The sequence below is a fragment of the Pseudotabrizicola alkalilacus genome (assembly GCF_003443995.1).
In the GTDB taxonomy this organism is placed as follows: domain Bacteria; phylum Pseudomonadota; class Alphaproteobacteria; order Rhodobacterales; family Rhodobacteraceae; genus Pseudotabrizicola; species Pseudotabrizicola alkalilacus.
This window is the reverse complement of record NZ_QWEY01000004.1, coordinates 257,901-275,784: the sequence shown is the minus strand read 5'-3', so window position 1 is coordinate 275,784 and position 17,884 is coordinate 257,901. Positions and strand designations below refer to the sequence as shown.

The following is a 17,884-nucleotide window of genomic DNA, read 5'->3' as shown; positions in this document are numbered from 1 at the left end:
GGCCCTTGTGACAACGTGCGGACCGGGGGCCAGCCCCCGGACCCCCGGGATATTTATCGACAGAAAATGGATAAGAGGGTGCTTCATCTTAGGGCCTCCAGCAGTCTGTGCGGAAGGACTGGTACCTGTGTGAGCCTCACTCCCGTGGCGTGGCGGATCGCGTTCAGGATGGCGGGGGCGGTGGGGATCAGCACATGTTCGCCCAAACCCTTGGCCCCGAATGGTCCCTCGGGGTCGGGTACTTCGATCAGCAAGCTCTCAATCGGGGGCACATCGCCGATGGTGGGGATCAGGTAATCATGCAGGTTTTCGGTACGTCCGGGCAGGTATTCCTCCATCAGGGCCAGCCCAATGCCCTGCGCGATGCCGCCCTCGATCTGTCCGGTGGCAAGCTGCGGGTTGATGGCGCGGCCCACATCATGCGCGGCGGTGATCTTGAGCAGGCGCACCGTGCCAAGGGCTGGGTCCACCTCCAGCTCGACCATCTGCGCGCCGTAGCCATAGACCGCATAAGGCGTGCCCTGACCGTTTGCATCCAGCGCCGAGGTGGGCGGATCATAGGTTTCTTCTGCGGTCAGGGCATAGCCATGGGCATCGCGCGGAAGGGCGGCAAGATCAAGAGTGCGCCGCGTGCTGCCTTCGGTGATCGTCAGGGTCGTGCCATCAAGCGCCATATCTGCACCCTCACCCGCATTTGCCAATCGGAGCAGCCGGGCGCGCAGCGCCTCTGCCGCGGCCTTGGCCGCGCGGCCAGAGACAAAGGTTTGCCGGCTGGCCGAGGTTTTACCGGCATCCGGCGTCAGCGCGGTATCGGGGCCGATCAGGGTGAACAGCGCCAGTGGCAGGCCAAGCGCCTGCGCGGCAATCTGGGCAATCACCGTGTTTGACCCTTGGCCGATATCGGTGGCCCCCTGATGCAGCATCATCCGACCCTGATGCGACAGGCCGATCCGGATGGTGGAAGGGTTGGGCAGCGAAGTATTGCCACAGCCATACCAGCAGGAGGCCACCCCGACGCCCCGGCCCGGAACAGTCTCTGACAAGGCCCGTTTCCAATGCGGGCGCAGTGCGGTCAGACAATCATGAATGCCCACCGCCTGCATCGCCTGTCCCGTTGCGGTGGCATCGCCGTCGCGCAAAGCGTTCAGGATCCGGAATTCCAGCCGGTCAAGCCTCGCCTTTTCCGCAAGCTGGTCAAACAGCGTTTCCTGCCACAACGCGGCTTGCGGCACGCCAAAGCCGCGAAACGCCCCCGATACCGGGCCGTGGGTGTGGATAGCGCGCGCCCGTGCGGTCACATGGGGCGTGAGATAGGGGCCGGTCACATGCACCGGCACACGATTGGCCACCGTTGGCCCCCAGCTGGCATAAGCCCCGGTGTTGAACCGCCCGTCGAACACCAGACCCGTCAGACGACCCTGTGCATCGCACCCTATGCTGCCCTGCATTTCCGCAGGATGGCGTTTGGTGGTCGAAGTCATGCTGTCCCGGCGGGAATAGATCATCCGGCACGGCCGCCCGGTTTTCAGCGTGACCAGACCGATCAGCGGTTGCAGGCTGACATCCAGTTTCGAGCCAAAGCCGCCGCCCACGGCCGACGGGATGATCCGCACCCGTTCGGGAGGCAGGCCCAGAACCAGCGCGCAGTCGTCGCGGTCCATCACCGGGGCTTGCGTGCAGGCGCGGATGATCAGAGTGTCACCCTCCATCCAGGCGGCCCCGGCTTCGGGCTCGATATAGGCGTGTTCGACATAGCCGGTCTGCATGGTGCCGGTGACAACATGGGCCGATCCGGCCAGTGCTGTTGCAGCATCGCCCTTTGTCACGCGGCCCTCGATCAGCTGATTTGCGGCACGATCCGGGTGGATCAGTGGGGCGCCCGGTGCTTCGGCTTCTGCAGGAGTGGTCAGAGCCTCCAGCGGGTGCCATCTGATCGGAAAATCGGTCAGATCAGGCTCTGTTCCGGCCTCAAACGCCACCAGCGCAACACATTCGCCCCGAAACCGCGCCGGGCTTTCGGCAATGGCAGGCTGGTCGGCAAAGGCCGGGATCACACCAAAGGCGTTACGCCCCGGAATATCAGCGGCGGTAAAGATACCCGCCACACCGGGGCGCCGGGCGAACCCGGCCAGATCGCCAAAGCTGAACCGTGCATGCGCATGGGGCGCGCGCAAAGCCACAACCGTCAGCGCGCCATCTGGCCAATAATCCGCGCCGAAACTGTCGCCGCGCACCTTGGCCTGCCCATCAAGCCGTGTGACCGAGGCGCCGATGCCCTCTGCCGATGAAGTCTCTGGCGCGGCCGTATCGCAGATGGCAGCAATGATCTTGCGATAGCCGGTGCAGCGGCAAAGCACGCCGCCCAGAGCATCCTGCACCTCGCGTTCATCAGGTTCCGGCACCCGGCGTAAAAGATCCACGCCCGCCATCAGCATGCCGGGGGTGCAGATGCCGCATTGCGCAGCCCCGTGGCGCAGAAAGGCGGCGCGCAATCGGTCCAGATCCGCCGCGTCTGACTCAATCGTCTCGACCATGGCGCCAGATACGCGCGCCGCAGGCACCATGCAGGCACAGACCTGCGCGCCGTTCAGCAAAATGGTGCAGGCCCCACAATCGCCCGCGTCGCAGCCCACCTTGGTCCCCATCGCGCCGAGGTGGTCGCGCAAAACTTCGGTCAGCCGGGCCGTGGGCGCAGCGCTGGTGGTGACGGGTTGGCCGTTGAGTGTAAATCCGATCATGCCAGCGCCTCGCTTACGGCGCGGCGCACCAGTTCGGTGGCGGCGGAAAGGCGATAGGCGGCTGTAGCGCGCACGTCATCTATCGGTGACAAGGCGGCAGCAAGATCAGCGGCATGAATGCGCCCAGGCCCGTCTGAGGCAGTTGCGCCGATCAAAGCCGCCTCGACCACAGGCAATCGCTGCGCCACGCCAGAGCAGGCCCCGACAGCGACGGCAGCAGTGGTGATCTTGCCCGCTGTCACCTGCACCCGAGCGGCAACCATTGCAATCGAGATCACCAGATAGGCCCGTGCGCCCAGCTTCACAAAGGCGGATTGCCCCTGCAAGGCCGTCTGTGGAAGGATCACCGCCGTCAGCACCTCACCCGCCGCGCGCCGGGTCTGACGGGGGCCGGTCAGGAACTGCGCCAAGGGCATCTGGCGTCTGCCTGATGGCCCTGCCAGCTCCACCTCGGCATCCAATGCCAGCAGCGGCGGCACCCCGTCTGCAGCGGGGGATGCGTTGCACAGATTGCCACCGATGGTGCCCGCGTTCTGCACCTGACGCCCGCCCACCTGCCGCGCGGCTTGTTGCAGGCAGCGCAGCGCGGGAGGCAGATCAGCCTCGGCAATCGCGGTCCAGGTGGTGCAGGCCCCGATGCGAAGACCGTTGCCAGGCGTCATGCCAGAAAGCGCAGGAATGCCGGTCAGGTCCAGCACATCACCGTCAAGCTGCACACCGGCCGCCGGATAGAGATCAGTGCCGCCCGCCAGAATACGGCGCGGCGCTTGCGTGATCAGGCCGATTGCTTCGTCCAGTGTCTGTGGCCGCGCATAGCTGCGCATGTGTTTCCCCGTGTTCACTCAACGGCACAGTGCGTTTGCAGGGGCAGACCTGTCAACGCCGCTCCGACGGTCAGTTCAGACATCCAGCGGTCGCTTTCGGTTCAGCGCGCATGCCGCCGCAAACCTAGGCTGTGTGAAAACGCGAAAGGTGCCAGATGACCAACGATCCGCTGCTGCAACCCTATCAGCTGAAACATCTGACCCTGCGCAACCGGATCATGACCACCAGTCATGAACCGGCCTATCCCGAAGATGGCATGCCAAAAGACCGCTACCGGCTGTATCATCTGGAACGGGCGCGGGCGGGCGTGGCGCTGACCATGACCGCGGGATCGGCAGCGGTGTCAAAGGACAGCCCGCCGGTGTTCAACAACATCCTTGCCTACAAGGATGAGGTTGTGCCGTGGATGAAGCGTCTGACCGACGATTGCCACGAGGCGGGCGCGGCAGTGATGATTCAGCTGACCCATCTGGGCCGCCGGACAAGGTGGGACAAGGGCGACTGGCTGCCGGTGGTGGGGGCAGGGCCGTCACGTGAACCGGCGCACCGCGCCTTTCCCAAGGTGGCCGAGGATTGGGATATCGCGCGTATCATCTCTGATTACGCCGACGCGGCAGAGCGGATGCAGGCAGCCGGTCTCGATGGGGTAGAGTTCGAGTGTTACGGCCATCTGATGGACCAATTTATGTCTCCCTTTACCAACGCATTGTCTGCGCCCTATGGCGGCAGTCTGGAAAACCGGGCGCGGTTTGCGATGGATGTGCTGGCCGCCTGCCGCAAGAGGGTGGGGGAGCGGTTCCTGTTGGGGATCCGCTACACGGCAGATGAGGCGGAGCCGGGCGGGATTGACGCTGATGAGGGCATCGCCATCGGCAAGATGTTCCGCGACTCTGGGCTGGTCGATTTCCTGAACATCATCAAGGGGCGCATCCACACTGACCCGGCGATGACCGATGTGATCCCGATTCAGGGAATGAAGTCGGCACCGCACCTTGATTTTGCAGGGCGTGTGCGGGCCGAGGTTGGGTTGCCCACCTTTCACGCCGCGCGCATTCCCGATGTCGCCACGGCGCGCTATGCCGTGCAATCGGGGCAGCTGGATATGGTCGGCATGACACGGGCGCATATGGCCGACCCCCATATCGTGCGCAAGATTGTCGAAGGGCGCGAACAGGATATCCGCCCCTGTGTCGGCGCAACCTATTGCCTTGACCGGATCTATCAGGGGGGCATGGCGCTGTGTATCCACAATGCGGCAACGGGCCGTGAAGAGACAATGCCGCATGAGATTGCGCGAACCCCGACCCCGAAGCATGTGGTGATCATCGGTGCGGGCCCCGCCGGGCTGGAGGCGGCGCGGGTGGCATCAGAGCGCGGCCACCGGGTGACGGTGCTGGAGGCGGCAGATCAGCCCGGCGGTCAGGTTCGTCTGACGGCGCAGACCAAGCGCCGCGCCGAGATGATCGGCATCATCGACTGGCGTATGGCGCAATGCGCCGCGCGTGGCGTTGCGTTTCATTTCAATACGTTTGCCGATGCAGATGATGTTCTGGCCCTGTCGCCTGATGTGGTGATCGTGGCCACCGGGGGCCTGCCGGAAACAGCCGTGCTCGACTTCGGCAACGAGCTGACGGTCAGCGCCTGGGACATTCTGTCGGGCGACGTGAAGCCCGGCTCTAACGTGCTGCTTTATGACGATGCAGGCGACCACACCGCGCTGCAAGCCGCGCAGCTGCTGGCCGAATCCGGCGCCACGGTCGAGGTGATGACCCCTGACCGGAGTTTCGCGCCGGAAGTGATGGGCATGAACCTTGTGCCCTATATGCGGGCACTGCAGGACAAGCCGGTAACCTTTACGGTCACCTACCGCCTGCGCGGTGTGCAGCGCGATGGCAACCAGCTGCGCGCGGTGATCGGGTCGGATTACATTGCTGTGACAAAGGAGCGGAGCTTTGATCAGATCGTGGTCAATCACGGAACCCAGCCGCTGGATGACCTCTATTTCGAGCTGAAGCCACAGTCGCAGAACCTGGGCGCAGTCGATTACGAGGCATTGATTGCAGGGCATCCACAGCCCGCAAGCTACGGCCCCGCAGGCTTTGTGCTGTATCGAATCGGGGATGCCGTGGCGTCGCGCAATACGCATGCCGCGATCTATGATGCGCTGCGCTTGACCAAGGACATCTGATCAAGTGCCTCATTCTTGATCAGAATGTCAGGCGCAAGCCGCGTGACATTCCCAAAATGTGAACTGCGCACTTGACCTTTGCAGCAACTTGTCTACCTGATGAATGAACGTTCATTCTCTGGGTTGCCATGAATACTGTCGCCGATACCCCGCTCGCCGATCAACGCTCGGTGGAAATTCTGGAAAGTGCCCGCCGCGCCTTTGCGGAAAAGGGATTTGACGGCGCATCCATGCAAGATATCGCGCGTGAGGCGGGGATGAGTGTGGGGAATTTCTACCGCTACTTCCCGTCAAAAGCCGCCATTGTCGAAGCGCTTATCGCCTTTGACATGGAAGAAATGGAGCGGGATTTTTCCAACATCCTGATTCACCAAAGCCCATTGCAGGCATTGCGTGAAACCATTGAACGCAAGATCACTGATGCAGAGTGTCAGGGTGACGGCAAGATCTGGGCTGAGATCACTGCGGCCGCCCTGCGCAAGCCCGAAATCCGCGAGATTGCCTATCGGATGGAACAGGGGATCGTGGCGCATCTGATCACGATCTTTTCCATTGCTGCCAAACTGCCCCTTGACGAGGCGCAGGCCCGATGGACCGCCCATGCCCATCTGCTGGTCATGATGGTCAAGGCCTGCGCCATGCAGTCGCCTGAGAACCCTACGACGGCTGATCTGACGCAGCTTGTACTGCGTAATATCAACCGCACGCTTGATGACATTGCCACATCTGCCGCCGCGAAAGGCTGACCCGATGCGCCCGCTTGTTTATAGTCTTTCCATTTGTCTTGCCTTTGCACAAACCGCGCCAGCATGGGCCGAAGCGGCTGTGCCTGTAACAGAAGCCGTCGCCGCGCCGGTCGCGCCCGCCATTACCGTATCAACCACAACCAGCCGCGTGCTGCGTGACCGGGTGATCGCTTCTGGTCTGATTGCGGCCATCGAAAACGTCCAGGTCGCGCCGCTGATCGAAGGTCAGCCGATCGAGGCGCTGTTGGTGGACGTGGGTGATGTGGTGGAGGCAGGGCAGGTGCTGGCCGTGTTGTCAAAATCCACGCTTGAACTGCAAAAAAGCCAGCTCAATGCCTCGCTCGCCTCGGCCCGCGCCACTGTGGCCCAGGCCGAAGCCCAGATGCTGGAGGCGCGGAGCTCTGCCGATGAGGCGCAGCGGGTGAACGAGCGCACCGCTGCGCTGCGCAAGCAGGGCACCGCGTCGCAAGCCGCTGCCGATACCGCGCAGTCAAACGCCATCTCTGCCACCGCCCGCGTCACCGTTGCCGTACAATCGCTTGAAGCCGCCCGCGCCCAGATTGCGCTGGTCGAGGCGCAAATGGCGAACATTGATTTGCAACTCAGCCGGACCGAGGTGAAAGCCCCGGTCGCGGGCGAGATTACCGCCCGGAATGCCCGTGTCGGTTCCATCGCCTCTGCGGCGGGCGAGCCGATGTTTACGATCATCCGCGACAACGCGCTGGAAGTGCTGGCAGATGTGGCCGAAGCCGATGTGATGCGCCTTGCCCCCGGTCAGACCGCACATCTGCGGCTGGTCGGGGCCAAGACCCCGCTCAAAGGCACGCTGCGGTTGGTTGAACCAACCATTGGCACCACGTCGCGTCTTGGCCGCGCCCGGATTGCGGTGGAGGACGAGACCGGCGTGCGCGCGGGCATGTATGTCGAGGCTGAAATTCTGGTCGCTGAACATGATGTCATCGCGGTGCCTGTCACCGCCGTCGGCTCTGGCCCGGATGGGACATCGGTGATGAAGGTTACCGGCGACTCGGTTCAGCGCGTCGCGGTGCAGACCGGCATCCGCGATGGCGGGTGGGTTGAAATCCTGTCGGGGCTGAGTGCAGGCGATCAGGTGGTGACCAAGGCCGGGGCCTTTGTGCGTGATGGCGACCGGATCAATCCGATCCCGGCAACGAACTGACGGGGGCTGTCATGAACTTTTCCTCCTGGTCCATCAAGAACCCGATTGCCCCGATTCTGGCGTTTTTCATGCTGATGGTGCTGGGCTGGAACAGCTTTAACACCCTGCCCATCACCCGTTTCCCCAACATCGACGTGCCGCTCGTCGGTATCACTGTGGTTCAGCCCGGCGCGGCCCCGGCCGAGCTGGAAAGTCAGGTGACCAAGGAAATCGAAGATGCCGTGGCGGGCGTTAATGGGGTAAAGAACGTCACCTCTACTGTGAATGACGGGATTTCGACCAGCGTTGTCGAATTCCGTATGGAGGTGCCGACCGAAAAGGCCGTGCAGGATACCAAAGACGCCATTGACCAGATCCGCGGCGATCTGCCCGCCTCGATTGAGGCGCCGATCGTCAGCCGGATCGACGTTGAAGGTCAGGCGATCATGACCTTTGCCGTGACCGCCCCCGACAAGACGCTGGAAGAACTGTCGTGGTTTGTCGATGATGTCGTGACCCGTGGCCTGCAAGGCCGCCCCGGTATTGGCCGCGTTTCACGCTTTGGCGGCGCAGACCGAGAAATCCGGGTAGAGCTTGACCCGGTGCGGCTGGACAGTTTTGGCATCAGCGCTTCGGCCGTGAACCAGCAACTGCGCGCCACCAACGCCAACCTTGGCTCCGGCCGGTCCGAACTCGGTTCGGGCGAACAGGCGATCCGCACGCTGGGCGATGCCGCCACGGTGGAGCGTCTGGCAGAGACCACCATCGCGCTGCCATCGGGGCGCAAGGTTCGGCTGACCGATCTGGGCGAGGTGATCGACAGCTATGAAGAGTTGCGCAGCTTTTCCAGCCTGAACGGTGACCGCGTTGTCAGCTTTGCCGTCTACCGCGCCAGCGGTGCGTCAGAGGTATCGGTGGCCGAAACCGTCAACGCACAGCTGGAAGTGATCCGCGCAGCGCATCCTGATGTCGGCATCGAACTGGTCGATGAGACGGTGTTTTATACCTACGGCAACTACGAATCCGCCCTGCACACCCTGATCGAAGGCGCAATCCTGGCGGTTCTGGTCGTGCTGGCCTTTCTGAAAAACTGGCGCGCGACACTTATTGCCGCCGTTGCCTTGCCGCTTTCCGCTGTACCCACCTTTTTCATCATGGACCTGCTGGGGTTTTCGCTCAACCTCGTGTCGTTTCTTGCCCTCACTCTCGCGACCGGCATCCTTGTCGATGATGCCATCGTCGAGATAGAAAACATCGCCCGACACATCCGCATGGGCAAGACCCCGTTCCGCGCGGCAATCGAGGCCGCGGATGAAATCGGTCTGGCCGTGATTGCCACCACCTTTACCATCGTCGCTGTGTTTGTGCCGGTGTCGTTCATGCCCGGCATTCCCGGCCAGTATTTCCGCCAGTTCGGCATGACCGTCGCAATTGCCGTGCTGTTCTCTCTGATCGTGGCGCGGTTGATCACCCCGATGATGGCCGCCTATCTGATGCGCGACAAAGACGGGCATGAGGACAGCCACAACGATGGCTGGATCATGACCGGCTATCTGCGCCTGATCCGCACGTCGCTGCGCTTTCGCTATGTCACGCTGCTGTCGGCTATCGGGGTTCTGGCGGTTTCGGTCTATTATATGATCCAGATCCCCGGCTCTTTCCTGCCTCCGGAAGATGTCAGCCGGATTGCCGTCTCGGTCGAACTGCCACCCGGAACCACGCTGGAAGAAACCGAGCGCACCACCAAGGCGATCTATACCGCGATTGAAGATGTAGATTGGGTGGACAATGTGTTCATCCTGGGCGGCGCATCACCGACCGGCGAGCGTGATATCCGCCGCGCCTCTGTCACCATTCTGCTGACCCGGCTCGACCATTCGCTGCTGCTCAAGCTGTCGCAGATCGGGCGGTCTATCCCGGTTATCGGCGGGCTGGTGCCCGAAGTTGCAAACAAGGGCCGCACCATTCCGCAAAATGTCATCGAAGAAGCGGTGTTCCAGCGTCTGGCATTGGTGCCCGACATGCGGGCGTTCAAGCTTAACGACCGGGGCCAACGCGACATTTCCTTTTCCGTCCTGTCCTCCAACGAGGCGGACCTGAACCTTGCGGTCAGCCGGTTGGAAACCGCACTGTCAGGTGATCCGCTGCTGGCAAATGTCGCATCCGAAGGGGCGCTGCCCCGCCCCGAAATCCAGATCACCCCGCGCATGGATGAGGCGGCACGTCTGGGCATCACCACCGCGCAGATTGCCGAAGTGGTCCGGGTGGCCACCATCGGCGATGTTGACGCAGCGCTTGCCAAACTGTCGATTGATAACCGGCTGGTTCCGGTCCGGGTGCGGCTGAACTCTGCCGCGCGTGAAGATCTGGCCCGGATTTCAGCGCTGAAACTGACTACCGCCACAGGCTCTGTTGTGCCGCTGGCCGCTGTCGCCGATGTCGCGATTGCCGAGGGCCCCTCTACCGTCAACCGCCTGAACCGTGAACGACGCGCAACCATTGGTGCCAACCTGCCCGTTGGTGTGGCGCTGGGCACCGCGACCGCGCGTTTCAACGACATCGTGGCGACGGTTGAACTGCCCCCCGGCGTCCGCGTGCAAGAGGCGGGCGATGCCGAGGTGCAGAATGAAATGGTGGCCAGCTTTGGCAACGCCATGCTGCTGGGTCTGATGCTGGTGCTGACCGTGCTGATCCTCTTGTTCAAATCGGTGATCCAGCCTTTTACCATCCTGTTTTCCTTGCCACTGGCCATCGGTGGTGTCGCTGCCGCGCTGATCCTGACCGGATCGGCGGTGTCGATGCCGGTGCTGATCGGTATTCTGATGCTGATGGGGATCGTCACCAAAAACGCCATTCTGCTGATCGACTTTGCCATCGAGATGCGCGCGCAAGGCATGGAACGCTTTGCCGCCGTGATGGAGGCCGGGCACAAACGCGCCCGCCCCATCGTCATGACCTCGATTGCCATGTCGGCGGGCATGTTGCCGTCGGCGCTGGGTGTGGGCGAGGGCGGGTCTTTCCGCGCGCCGATGGCGACGGCGGTGATCGGCGGCATCATCGTATCGACGGTTCTGTCGCTGGTGGTCGTTCCGGCGTTCTACCTGATCATGGATGACCTGAGCCGTGTGCTGGCCCGCCTGTTCAGCCGTATGGTCGGCCCGAAAGAGGCCGATGCCGAGGCTCCGGCGGCGGAAGTGCTGGCCGAACGCATCGCGCTGCTGGATGCCGAACAGCGCGCCTTGCGTGACCGGCTGGATGCCATCGCCGGGCCGCGTGCCGTTACCCCACTGGCGGCGGCGGAGTAATCCTGCCGCCGGGGCCATCGAAAGACGCGAATGGATCATGCTTGTTCGCAGCCGGTCATTCGGGTGTAAGGGCGGCTGACTATCATCCGCCCCATAGACCTTGGCCCCGCACCCACTGAAAGAACGCCACATGACCAGCTTTGCGCTTCGCGTCCAATGCCCATCGACCCGTGGGATCGTCGCGGCCATCTCGACCTTTCTGGCCGACCAGTCCTGCAACATCACCGACAGCTCGCAGTTTGACGACACTGGCACCGGCAATTTCTTCATGCGCGTCAGCTTCCGGTCAGAAGGCGGCAAGGGGCTGGAGGATCTGCGCAACGGCTTTGGCCCGATTGCCACGCAATTCGGGATGCAGGCCGAGTTCTTTGACGAGCTGGTAAAACGCCGCGTCATCATCATGGTCAGCCGCTTTGGCCATTGTCTGAATGACCTCCTGTATCGCTCGCGCATCGGCGCATTGCCGGTAGAGATTGCCGCCGTGATCTCGAACCATATGGATTACCAAAAGGTCGTGGTGAATCAGGATATTCCCTATTACTGCATCAAGGTCACGCCGCAAAACAAGGCGCAGGCCGAGGCCGAGCAGATGCGGATTGTCGAAGACACCGGGGCCGAACTGATTGTGCTGGCGCGCTATATGCAGGTGCTGTCCGACGAGATGTGCCGCAAGATGTCGGGCCGGATCATCAACATCCACCATTCCTTTTTGCCCAGCTTCAAGGGCGCGAATCCCTACAAGCAAGCCTTTGAAAAGGGTGTGAAACTGATCGGTGCGACCTCGCATTACGTCACCGCCGACCTGGACGAAGGCCCGATCATCGAGCAGGACATCATCCGCGTGACCCATGCGCAATCGAATGAAGATTACGTCTCGCTCGGCCGCGATGTCGAGGCGCAGGTGCTGTCGCGGGCGATCCACGCCCATGTTCATGGCCGCGTCTTTATCAACGGCAGCAAGACCGTGGTCTTCCCCGCATCGCCCGGCTCTTATGCGTCAGAGCGGATGGGCTGACCCTCAGCTTTCGCGAAAGGCATGGGTGAAATAGTCGGTGAACGGCTTGACCAGATAGGCCATCGGCGTGCGTGCCTCGGTCTGGATAAACGCCTCCACCGGCATGCCCGGCAACAGGGTTTGACCCAGACGACCCGCCTCTGCCGGGGTGATCGAGATTTCGGCGCGGTAATAGGGCACATTGGTGGCCGGGTCGGTGAGGGAATCGGCTGAAACGATGGTGACAAAGCCGCCCAGCTCTGGCGTGGTGCGGGCCGAAAAGGCCGGAAACATCAGCTTGACCGGCTGGCCGACATAGACCTCATCAATGTGGATCGGCGCGATCTGCGCCGCGATCACCAGCGGGCGATCCTGCGGGATGATATGGGCCACCGGATCCGCCGGGCGCAGCACCGCGCGCGGTGTGGTGACCTGCAACCCCAGCACAGTGCCCGACACCGGCGCGCGGATATCCAGCCGCGCCACCTGTTCCGAAAGGGCGCGCTGGCGCTGGATCAGTTCCAGCTCGGCGGTGCCGATGTCGCGCAGTTGCGTGTTGGCTTCTTCGCGCCGCTGCGACGACAGGCCCAGAATTTCCAGCTCGATCTCGGTGATCCGGCCTTCGGCCTGCGCGCGTGTGGCCGCCAGCTCGCCGACCTGACCGGCCAGCCGTGCCGCCTCGCGTTGCAGGGCCAGCACCCGTGGGGCCTGCGCCAGACCTTTGGCCAGTAGCGCCTGCTGATCCGCCAGTTCCTGCCCGATCAGGTTCAGCTGATCCGACAGGGCAACGGATTGCGCGTCGATGCCGTCGATCTGGGACGCGGTTTGGGCCTTGCGCTTTTCCAGCTGTTCAACCGTGCCGGCCAGCGTTTCGCGCCGGGCCACAAACAGCCGGCGCTGGCCTTCGATCTGCTCTGCCGCGTCGGGGTTTTCCGTCGCGCGCCGGGTAAGAGCTTCGGGCAAAGCCAGTTCCACGGCGTCATCCCGCTCCGCCTCCAGCCGGGCACGGCGGGCCTGCACCTCTGACAACTGGCCGTCGATGATCGTCAGTTCCGATTTCACCAGCGTGCCATCCAGCCGCAGCAGAATATCCCCCGCCATCACGCTCGCGCCTTCGCTGACCAGAATTTCGGCGACAACGCCGCCGTCAGGGTGTTGCACCACCTGACGGTTCTGCTCCACTTCCACTCGGCCGGGGGCGACGATTGCGCCCGAGATCGTTGTCGTCACCGACCACAGACCCAGGCCCCCCACCAGCGCCAGCAGGGTTATCCCGCCAACCCAAAGCGGGGCTTTTGCGCTGTACGCGGGCGGCAGGTCGGGGGTGGTCATGACATTCCTCCCGGTCCTTTGCTGCGGACCAGTTCGGTGTGGTTCTTGACCATGCCACGCAGCACCTCATCCCGCGGGCCAAAGGCGCGGCGCTGGCCATCTTCCAGAACCAGCAGCAGGTCGCATTCCTGTATCGCCGCCGGGCGATGGGCGATCACGATCACCGACCCGCCCGCCGCCTTTATCTGGCGGATCGCCGTGTTCAAGGCCACCGACCCGTCATTGTCGAGGTTGGAGTTCGGCTCATCCAGCACCAGCACCACCGGATTGCCGTACAGCGCCCGCGCCAGCCCGACCCGTTGCACCTGCCCGCCCGAAAGCTGGCCGCCGATGGATGACAGCGGCGTATCATAGCCCTTTGCCAGTTTCAGAATCATCTCATGCGCCGCCGCTGCTTTTGCCGCCGCCACCACCATTGCCGCATCGGGCTGCGGTGTCAGGCGCGCGATATTTTCGGCCACGGTCGCATCAAACAGCGACACGGTCTGCGGCAGATAGCCAAAGTAGCTGCCCAGTACATCCGGGTCATACTGCCCAAGTTCGGCACCATCCAGCCGGATCTTGCCCGCCGTGGGTCGCACAGCCCCCACGATGGCCCGGCCCAGAGTCGATTTCCCTGCACCCGACGGCCCGATGATTCCCAATGCCTGCCCCGGCTCGAGCCGAAAGCTGATGCCGCGCAGAACCGGGGCCGGATTGCCCGGCAGTATCAGCGACAGCGCCTCTGCCTCCAGTGCTGCGCGGGGGCGGGGCAGTGCGGTGCGTTGTGGTTCTGGCTGCTGGATTGACAGCAGGCGCAGAAGGTTGTCCCGCCCCTCGCGCGCGCGGGTCAGCACCGCCCATTGACCAATCGCCTGTTCGATCGGGGCCAGCGCGCGGCCCATCACGATTGACGCCGCAATCATCGCCCCGGCGGTCAGCTGATCCTGCAACACCAGCCAGGCCCCCAGCCCCAGAATCGCCGATTGCAGCAACATGCGCAGCGCACGGGTTGCGCTGGTGAACCGCCCGCCCAGATCTGCGCTAGCCAACCCGCTGGCCAGCGCATCTTGTCGCGCCACCGACCAGCGGTGAAAGGCCGACCGGATCATGCCCAGCGCGCGCAGCAGTTCGGCATCGGCCTTCAGCCGGTCGGCCATCCGCTCTGCCGCGACGGTGGCAGCACCGGCGTGCAAGACCGGAGCTTTGGCAAAATGCTGATTGGCCAGCGCCAGCACTACCAGAACCGCGCCGCCGCCCAGCGCCAGCCAGCCCAGCAGAGGATGAAAGACAAAGATCGCCACCAGAAACAGTGCCGTCCACGGCATGTCCATCACCGCTGCGGAAATCGGTGAGGTCCAGAACCGTTGCATCGCCTCCAGATCGCGCTGCGCAGAGCTGGCCAGCGGATCACCCGGTACGGCACTGGCGCGAGCCAAGGCCGCCTCAAACACCCGCCGGTCCAGCCGGGCCTGCAAGCGGACCCCGATTCGCGCGAGCAGACGCGCGCGCGCATGATCCAGCAGACCCATCGCCAGAAACAGGAACAGCACCAGAATCGACAGTGCCACAAGCGTCGCCTCTGACCGGCTGCCCAGCACCCGGTCGTAGACCTGCAGCATATAGAGCGGCCCGGTCAGCATCAGCAGGTTGACGAACACACTGAACAGGACCGCGGCCAGCAACAGGCCGCGTGTTTCACGCCGCGCCTGCGCCAGTTCGGCCCTGCCGCGGGCAGTCTGATCGGCGCTGGCGGGCACGGATGACATTATTTCAAACCCTGACTGAACCGGACCAAGTATGCGCCCCGACCAATTGTTTGCACGAGAATTGTAAAGATCGCCCAAACACCTGTGGCCTTCGTGTCTTCATCGCTTCAGGCTGGCCGTCACATAGTTCACGCTCAGATCACGCGACGACAGGCTCCATGACCAGGAGACCGGGTTGAACACCATGCCCTTGCGGTCCACCGGGTCGAGCCCTGCCTTGCGGATAAGGTCACACAGCTCATCCGGCGTGATGAACTTTTTCCAGTCATGAGTGCCCTTTGGCAGCCAGCGCATCACATGTTCAGCCCCGACAATCGCCATCAGAAAGGATTTCGGATTCCGGTTCAGGGTCGAGCAGATCATCAGCCCCCCCGGTACCAGCAATTGCTGACAGGCGGTCAGATAAGCCAGCGGGTCCGACACATGCTCCACCACCTCCATGTTCAGCACCACGTCAAACTGCTCCCCTGCCGCGGCCATGTCTTCGGCGGTGGTGTGGCGGTAGTCGATGCTCAGTCCCGATTGCGCTGCATGCACCTGCGCCACCGGAATGTTGCGGGGCGCGGCATCCGCGCCGACCACCTCTGCCCCCAGCCGTGCCATCGGCTCGGCCAGAAGCCCACCACCGCAGCCAATATCCAAAAGCCGCAACCCTTTGAACGGCAAGGGTTTCGCCAGATCGCGGTCAAATTCTGCCGCGATCTGGCCGGCGATGTAATCCAGCCGGCACGGGTTGAGCATATGCAGCGGCTTGAACTTGCCGTTCGGGTCCCACCACTCTGCCGCCATCGCCTCGAATTTCGCCACCTCTGCCGGATCGACGGTTGTTTGGCTTTCCATCACATTTCCCTTCCGAATGCCCTTTGGACGCGGGCTGCTTACACGTTATATAGGGCTATGATGGATCAGAGATCAGGCCAAAAGCGCGCAGTCGAATACCTTTACCCGCCGGTTGACCCGTTCGACCAGCGGGTGATCGACATGGGGGACGGTCACAAGATTTACGTCGAGCAATGTGGCAGGCCGGATGGCATCCCGGTTCTGGTGCTGCACGGCGGGCCGGGCGGTGGCTGTTCGCCCGCGATGCGGCGTTATTTCGACCCTTCGGTGTATCGTGTTGTGCTGTTTGACCAGCGCGGTTGCGGGCGATCCCGCCCCCATGCCAGCGTGTCAGACAACACCACCTGGCATCTTGTCCGCGATATCGAGACGATCCGGAAAGAGCTGGGCATCGAGCAGGTCATCCTGTTTGGCGGCAGTTGGGGGGCGACGCTGGTGTTGATCTACGCCATCAGCCACCCCGCCCGTGTGGTGCATCTGGTGTTGCGCGGCGTCTTTCTGATGACGCAGGCAGAGCTGGACTGGTTCTACGGCGGCGGCGCGGGCGCGTTTTTCCCCGAGCTGTGGGCCCGGTTCATCGCCCCAATCCCGCCGGATGAGCGCAGGAACATGATCTCTGCCTATCACCGCAGGCTGTTTTCCGGCAATATGATGGAAGAAATCCGCTTTGGCCGCATCTGGGCCAATTGGGAAAACGCGCTTGCATCGGTGCATCACGACGGCCCGATGGGGGAAAGTGCCGGCGAATATGCCCGCGCGTTTTCACGGCTCGAGAACCATTATTTTCACAACGGCGGCTTTCTGGAACAGGATGGCTGGATCTTGCGCGAAAAGAACCGGATCACGCATCTTCCCGCCCATATCATTCAGGGCCGCTATGACATGATCTGCCCCCCCACCTCGGCGTGGAAGCTGGCCGAAGGCTGGGATCGTTGCCACCTGACCATGGTGCCGCTGGCGGGACATGCGCTGTCAGAGCCGGGCATCTCGGCCGGACTGGTCCGCGTGATGGACAGCCTGCGCCCCTGATGGCAGAAGAGGCAAAGACCTCGCCGGAGCTTACCCTGCGCGGGCTTCGGGTCTTTGTCGCGCTGGAAGAGGCCGGGTCGGTCATCGGCGCGGCCGCCCGCATTGGCGGCTCCCCCTCCGGCGTCAGCCAGCATATCACGGCGTTGGAAGCGGCTGTTGGCGCGCGGCTGTTCGACCGCAAGGCCAAGCCCGTCACCCTGACCCCCGCCGGTCAGGTGTTGCGCCGTCACGCGCACAAACTGCTGGCCGCCTTGTCAGAGGCGCAGGCCGATCTGGCCGAGATCAGCCTGGCCAGCCTGCCGCAACTGAACCTTGCCATCATCGACGATCTGGATGCGTCGCTGACGCCGGTGCTGGTGTCTGCCCTGCAATCGCGGATGTCGCGCTGTTTTGTCCACGCGTTTTCCGGTCGTTCCGACCATGTGATCGACCGTCTGATGGCACGTGAGGCGGATATCGGTGTCTCTGCCATGGTGCCGCCCGATACATCGGCCTTTCGCGTGCTGCCGATCCTTCGCGAACCTCTTGTGCTCGTCGCGGGCAAAGGCTCGGTGCGCGGCGATGTGCGGGCCGCGCTGGAGCGATTGCCGTTTGTGCAATATTCCGAAAGCCTGCCGATTGGTCAGCGCATTGCCCGCCATCTGGCCCGGGTGCGGATGAACCCCGACCGCCGCTTTGCGCTGGAGGCGACGCGGTCGGTGCTGGCCATGGTGGTGCAGACCGGCGGCTGGACGATCACCACCCCGCTGAACCTGATGGATGCCGAACGCTTTCTGCCCGATCTGGAGGTGATGCCGCTGCCCTTTGCCGGTGACGTGCGCCGGGTGCATCTGATTGCGCGGGTCGATGAGTTGGGCCGTCTGCCCGAAGAACTGGCCCGCGATTGCCGCGCACTGATCCGCAGCCGTCTGGTGCCGAGGTTTGATGCGATTGCACCTACGCTGGCCGGGGCAATCGAGGTGGCCGAGGAAGAATAAGGC

The 17,884-nt window shown here is 63.2% G+C and carries 12 protein-coding genes; 7 read left to right on the top strand and 5 right to left on the bottom strand.

The features are described 5' to 3' along the window. Positions 1-83 precede the first annotated feature (83 nt). Both D1012_RS10120 and D1012_RS10115 read right to left on the bottom strand, forming a co-directional pair. Positions 84-2,738: a molybdopterin-dependent oxidoreductase gene (locus tag D1012_RS10120; RefSeq protein WP_118151708.1), complete on the bottom strand. Its 2,655-nt coding sequence runs from the start codon at positions 2,736-2,738 to the stop codon at positions 84-86. Continuing rightward, the gene (locus D1012_RS10115; RefSeq protein WP_118151706.1) at positions 2,735-3,562 is read right to left on the bottom strand and encodes an FAD binding domain-containing protein; all 828 of its coding nucleotides are present in this window, start codon (positions 3,560-3,562) and stop codon (positions 2,735-2,737) included. The genes D1012_RS10120 and D1012_RS10115 overlap by 4 nt, the downstream gene beginning before the upstream one ends. 155 nt (positions 3,563-3,717) lie before the next feature. Here D1012_RS10115 and D1012_RS10110 point away from each other — a divergent pair, with 155 nt between their 5' ends. From D1012_RS10110 to purU, 5 genes are all read left to right on the top strand, one after another. Then, positions 3,718-5,751, top strand: coding sequence for an NADH:flavin oxidoreductase (locus D1012_RS10110; RefSeq protein ID WP_118151703.1), 2,034 nt, complete (start codon positions 3,718-3,720; stop codon positions 5,749-5,751). A 128-nt stretch (positions 5,752-5,879) separates the two neighbouring features. Beyond that, positions 5,880-6,497, top strand: coding sequence for a TetR/AcrR family transcriptional regulator (locus D1012_RS10105; RefSeq protein ID WP_118151701.1), 618 nt, complete (start codon positions 5,880-5,882; stop codon positions 6,495-6,497). A gap of 4 nt (positions 6,498-6,501) precedes the next feature. Further along, positions 6,502-7,677, top strand: coding sequence for an efflux RND transporter periplasmic adaptor subunit (locus tag D1012_RS10100; protein WP_118151699.1), 1,176 nt, complete (start codon positions 6,502-6,504; stop codon positions 7,675-7,677). Positions 7,678-7,688: 11 nt separating this feature from the next. Continuing rightward, on the top strand, positions 7,689-10,961 hold the full coding sequence (locus tag D1012_RS10095; protein ID WP_118151697.1) for an efflux RND transporter permease subunit: 3,273 nt from the start codon (positions 7,689-7,691) through the stop codon (positions 10,959-10,961). A gap of 130 nt (positions 10,962-11,091) precedes the next feature. Continuing rightward, a complete protein-coding gene (gene purU, locus D1012_RS10090; RefSeq protein ID WP_118151695.1) occupies positions 11,092-11,976 on the top strand; it encodes a formyltetrahydrofolate deformylase in 885 nt (294 codons plus the stop codon). 3 nt (positions 11,977-11,979) lie between these two features. Here the strand turns inward: purU and D1012_RS10085 are convergent, their stop codons facing one another. From D1012_RS10085 to ubiG, 3 genes are all read right to left on the bottom strand, one after another. Continuing rightward, positions 11,980-13,287: an HlyD family type I secretion periplasmic adaptor subunit gene (locus D1012_RS10085; RefSeq protein WP_118151693.1), complete on the bottom strand. Its 1,308-nt coding sequence runs from the start codon at positions 13,285-13,287 to the stop codon at positions 11,980-11,982. Further along, on the bottom strand, positions 13,284-15,035 hold the full coding sequence (locus D1012_RS10080) for a type I secretion system permease/ATPase (protein ID WP_118151691.1): 1,752 nt from the start codon (positions 15,033-15,035) through the stop codon (positions 13,284-13,286). Before D1012_RS10080 ends, D1012_RS10085 begins: the two co-directional genes overlap by 4 nt. Before the next feature lie 99 nt (positions 15,036-15,134). Beyond that, positions 15,135-15,875 carry a bifunctional 2-polyprenyl-6-hydroxyphenol methylase/3-demethylubiquinol 3-O-methyltransferase UbiG gene (gene ubiG / locus D1012_RS10075; RefSeq protein ID WP_118151689.1) on the bottom strand — a complete coding sequence of 247 codons (741 nt, stop codon included), beginning with the start codon at positions 15,873-15,875 and terminating at the stop codon, positions 15,135-15,137. A 60-nt stretch (positions 15,876-15,935) separates the two neighbouring features. On the opposite strand from ubiG, the gene pip reads away from it, so the two are divergent. After that, a complete protein-coding gene (gene pip, locus D1012_RS10070) occupies positions 15,936-16,904 on the top strand; it encodes a prolyl aminopeptidase (RefSeq protein WP_118151844.1) in 969 nt (322 codons plus the stop codon). Then, positions 16,904-17,881 carry a LysR family transcriptional regulator gene (locus tag D1012_RS10065; protein WP_118151687.1) on the top strand — a complete coding sequence of 326 codons (978 nt, stop codon included), beginning with the start codon at positions 16,904-16,906 and terminating at the stop codon, positions 17,879-17,881. The genes pip and D1012_RS10065 overlap by 1 nt, the downstream gene beginning before the upstream one ends. The last annotated feature ends 3 nt before the right edge of the window (positions 17,882-17,884 follow it).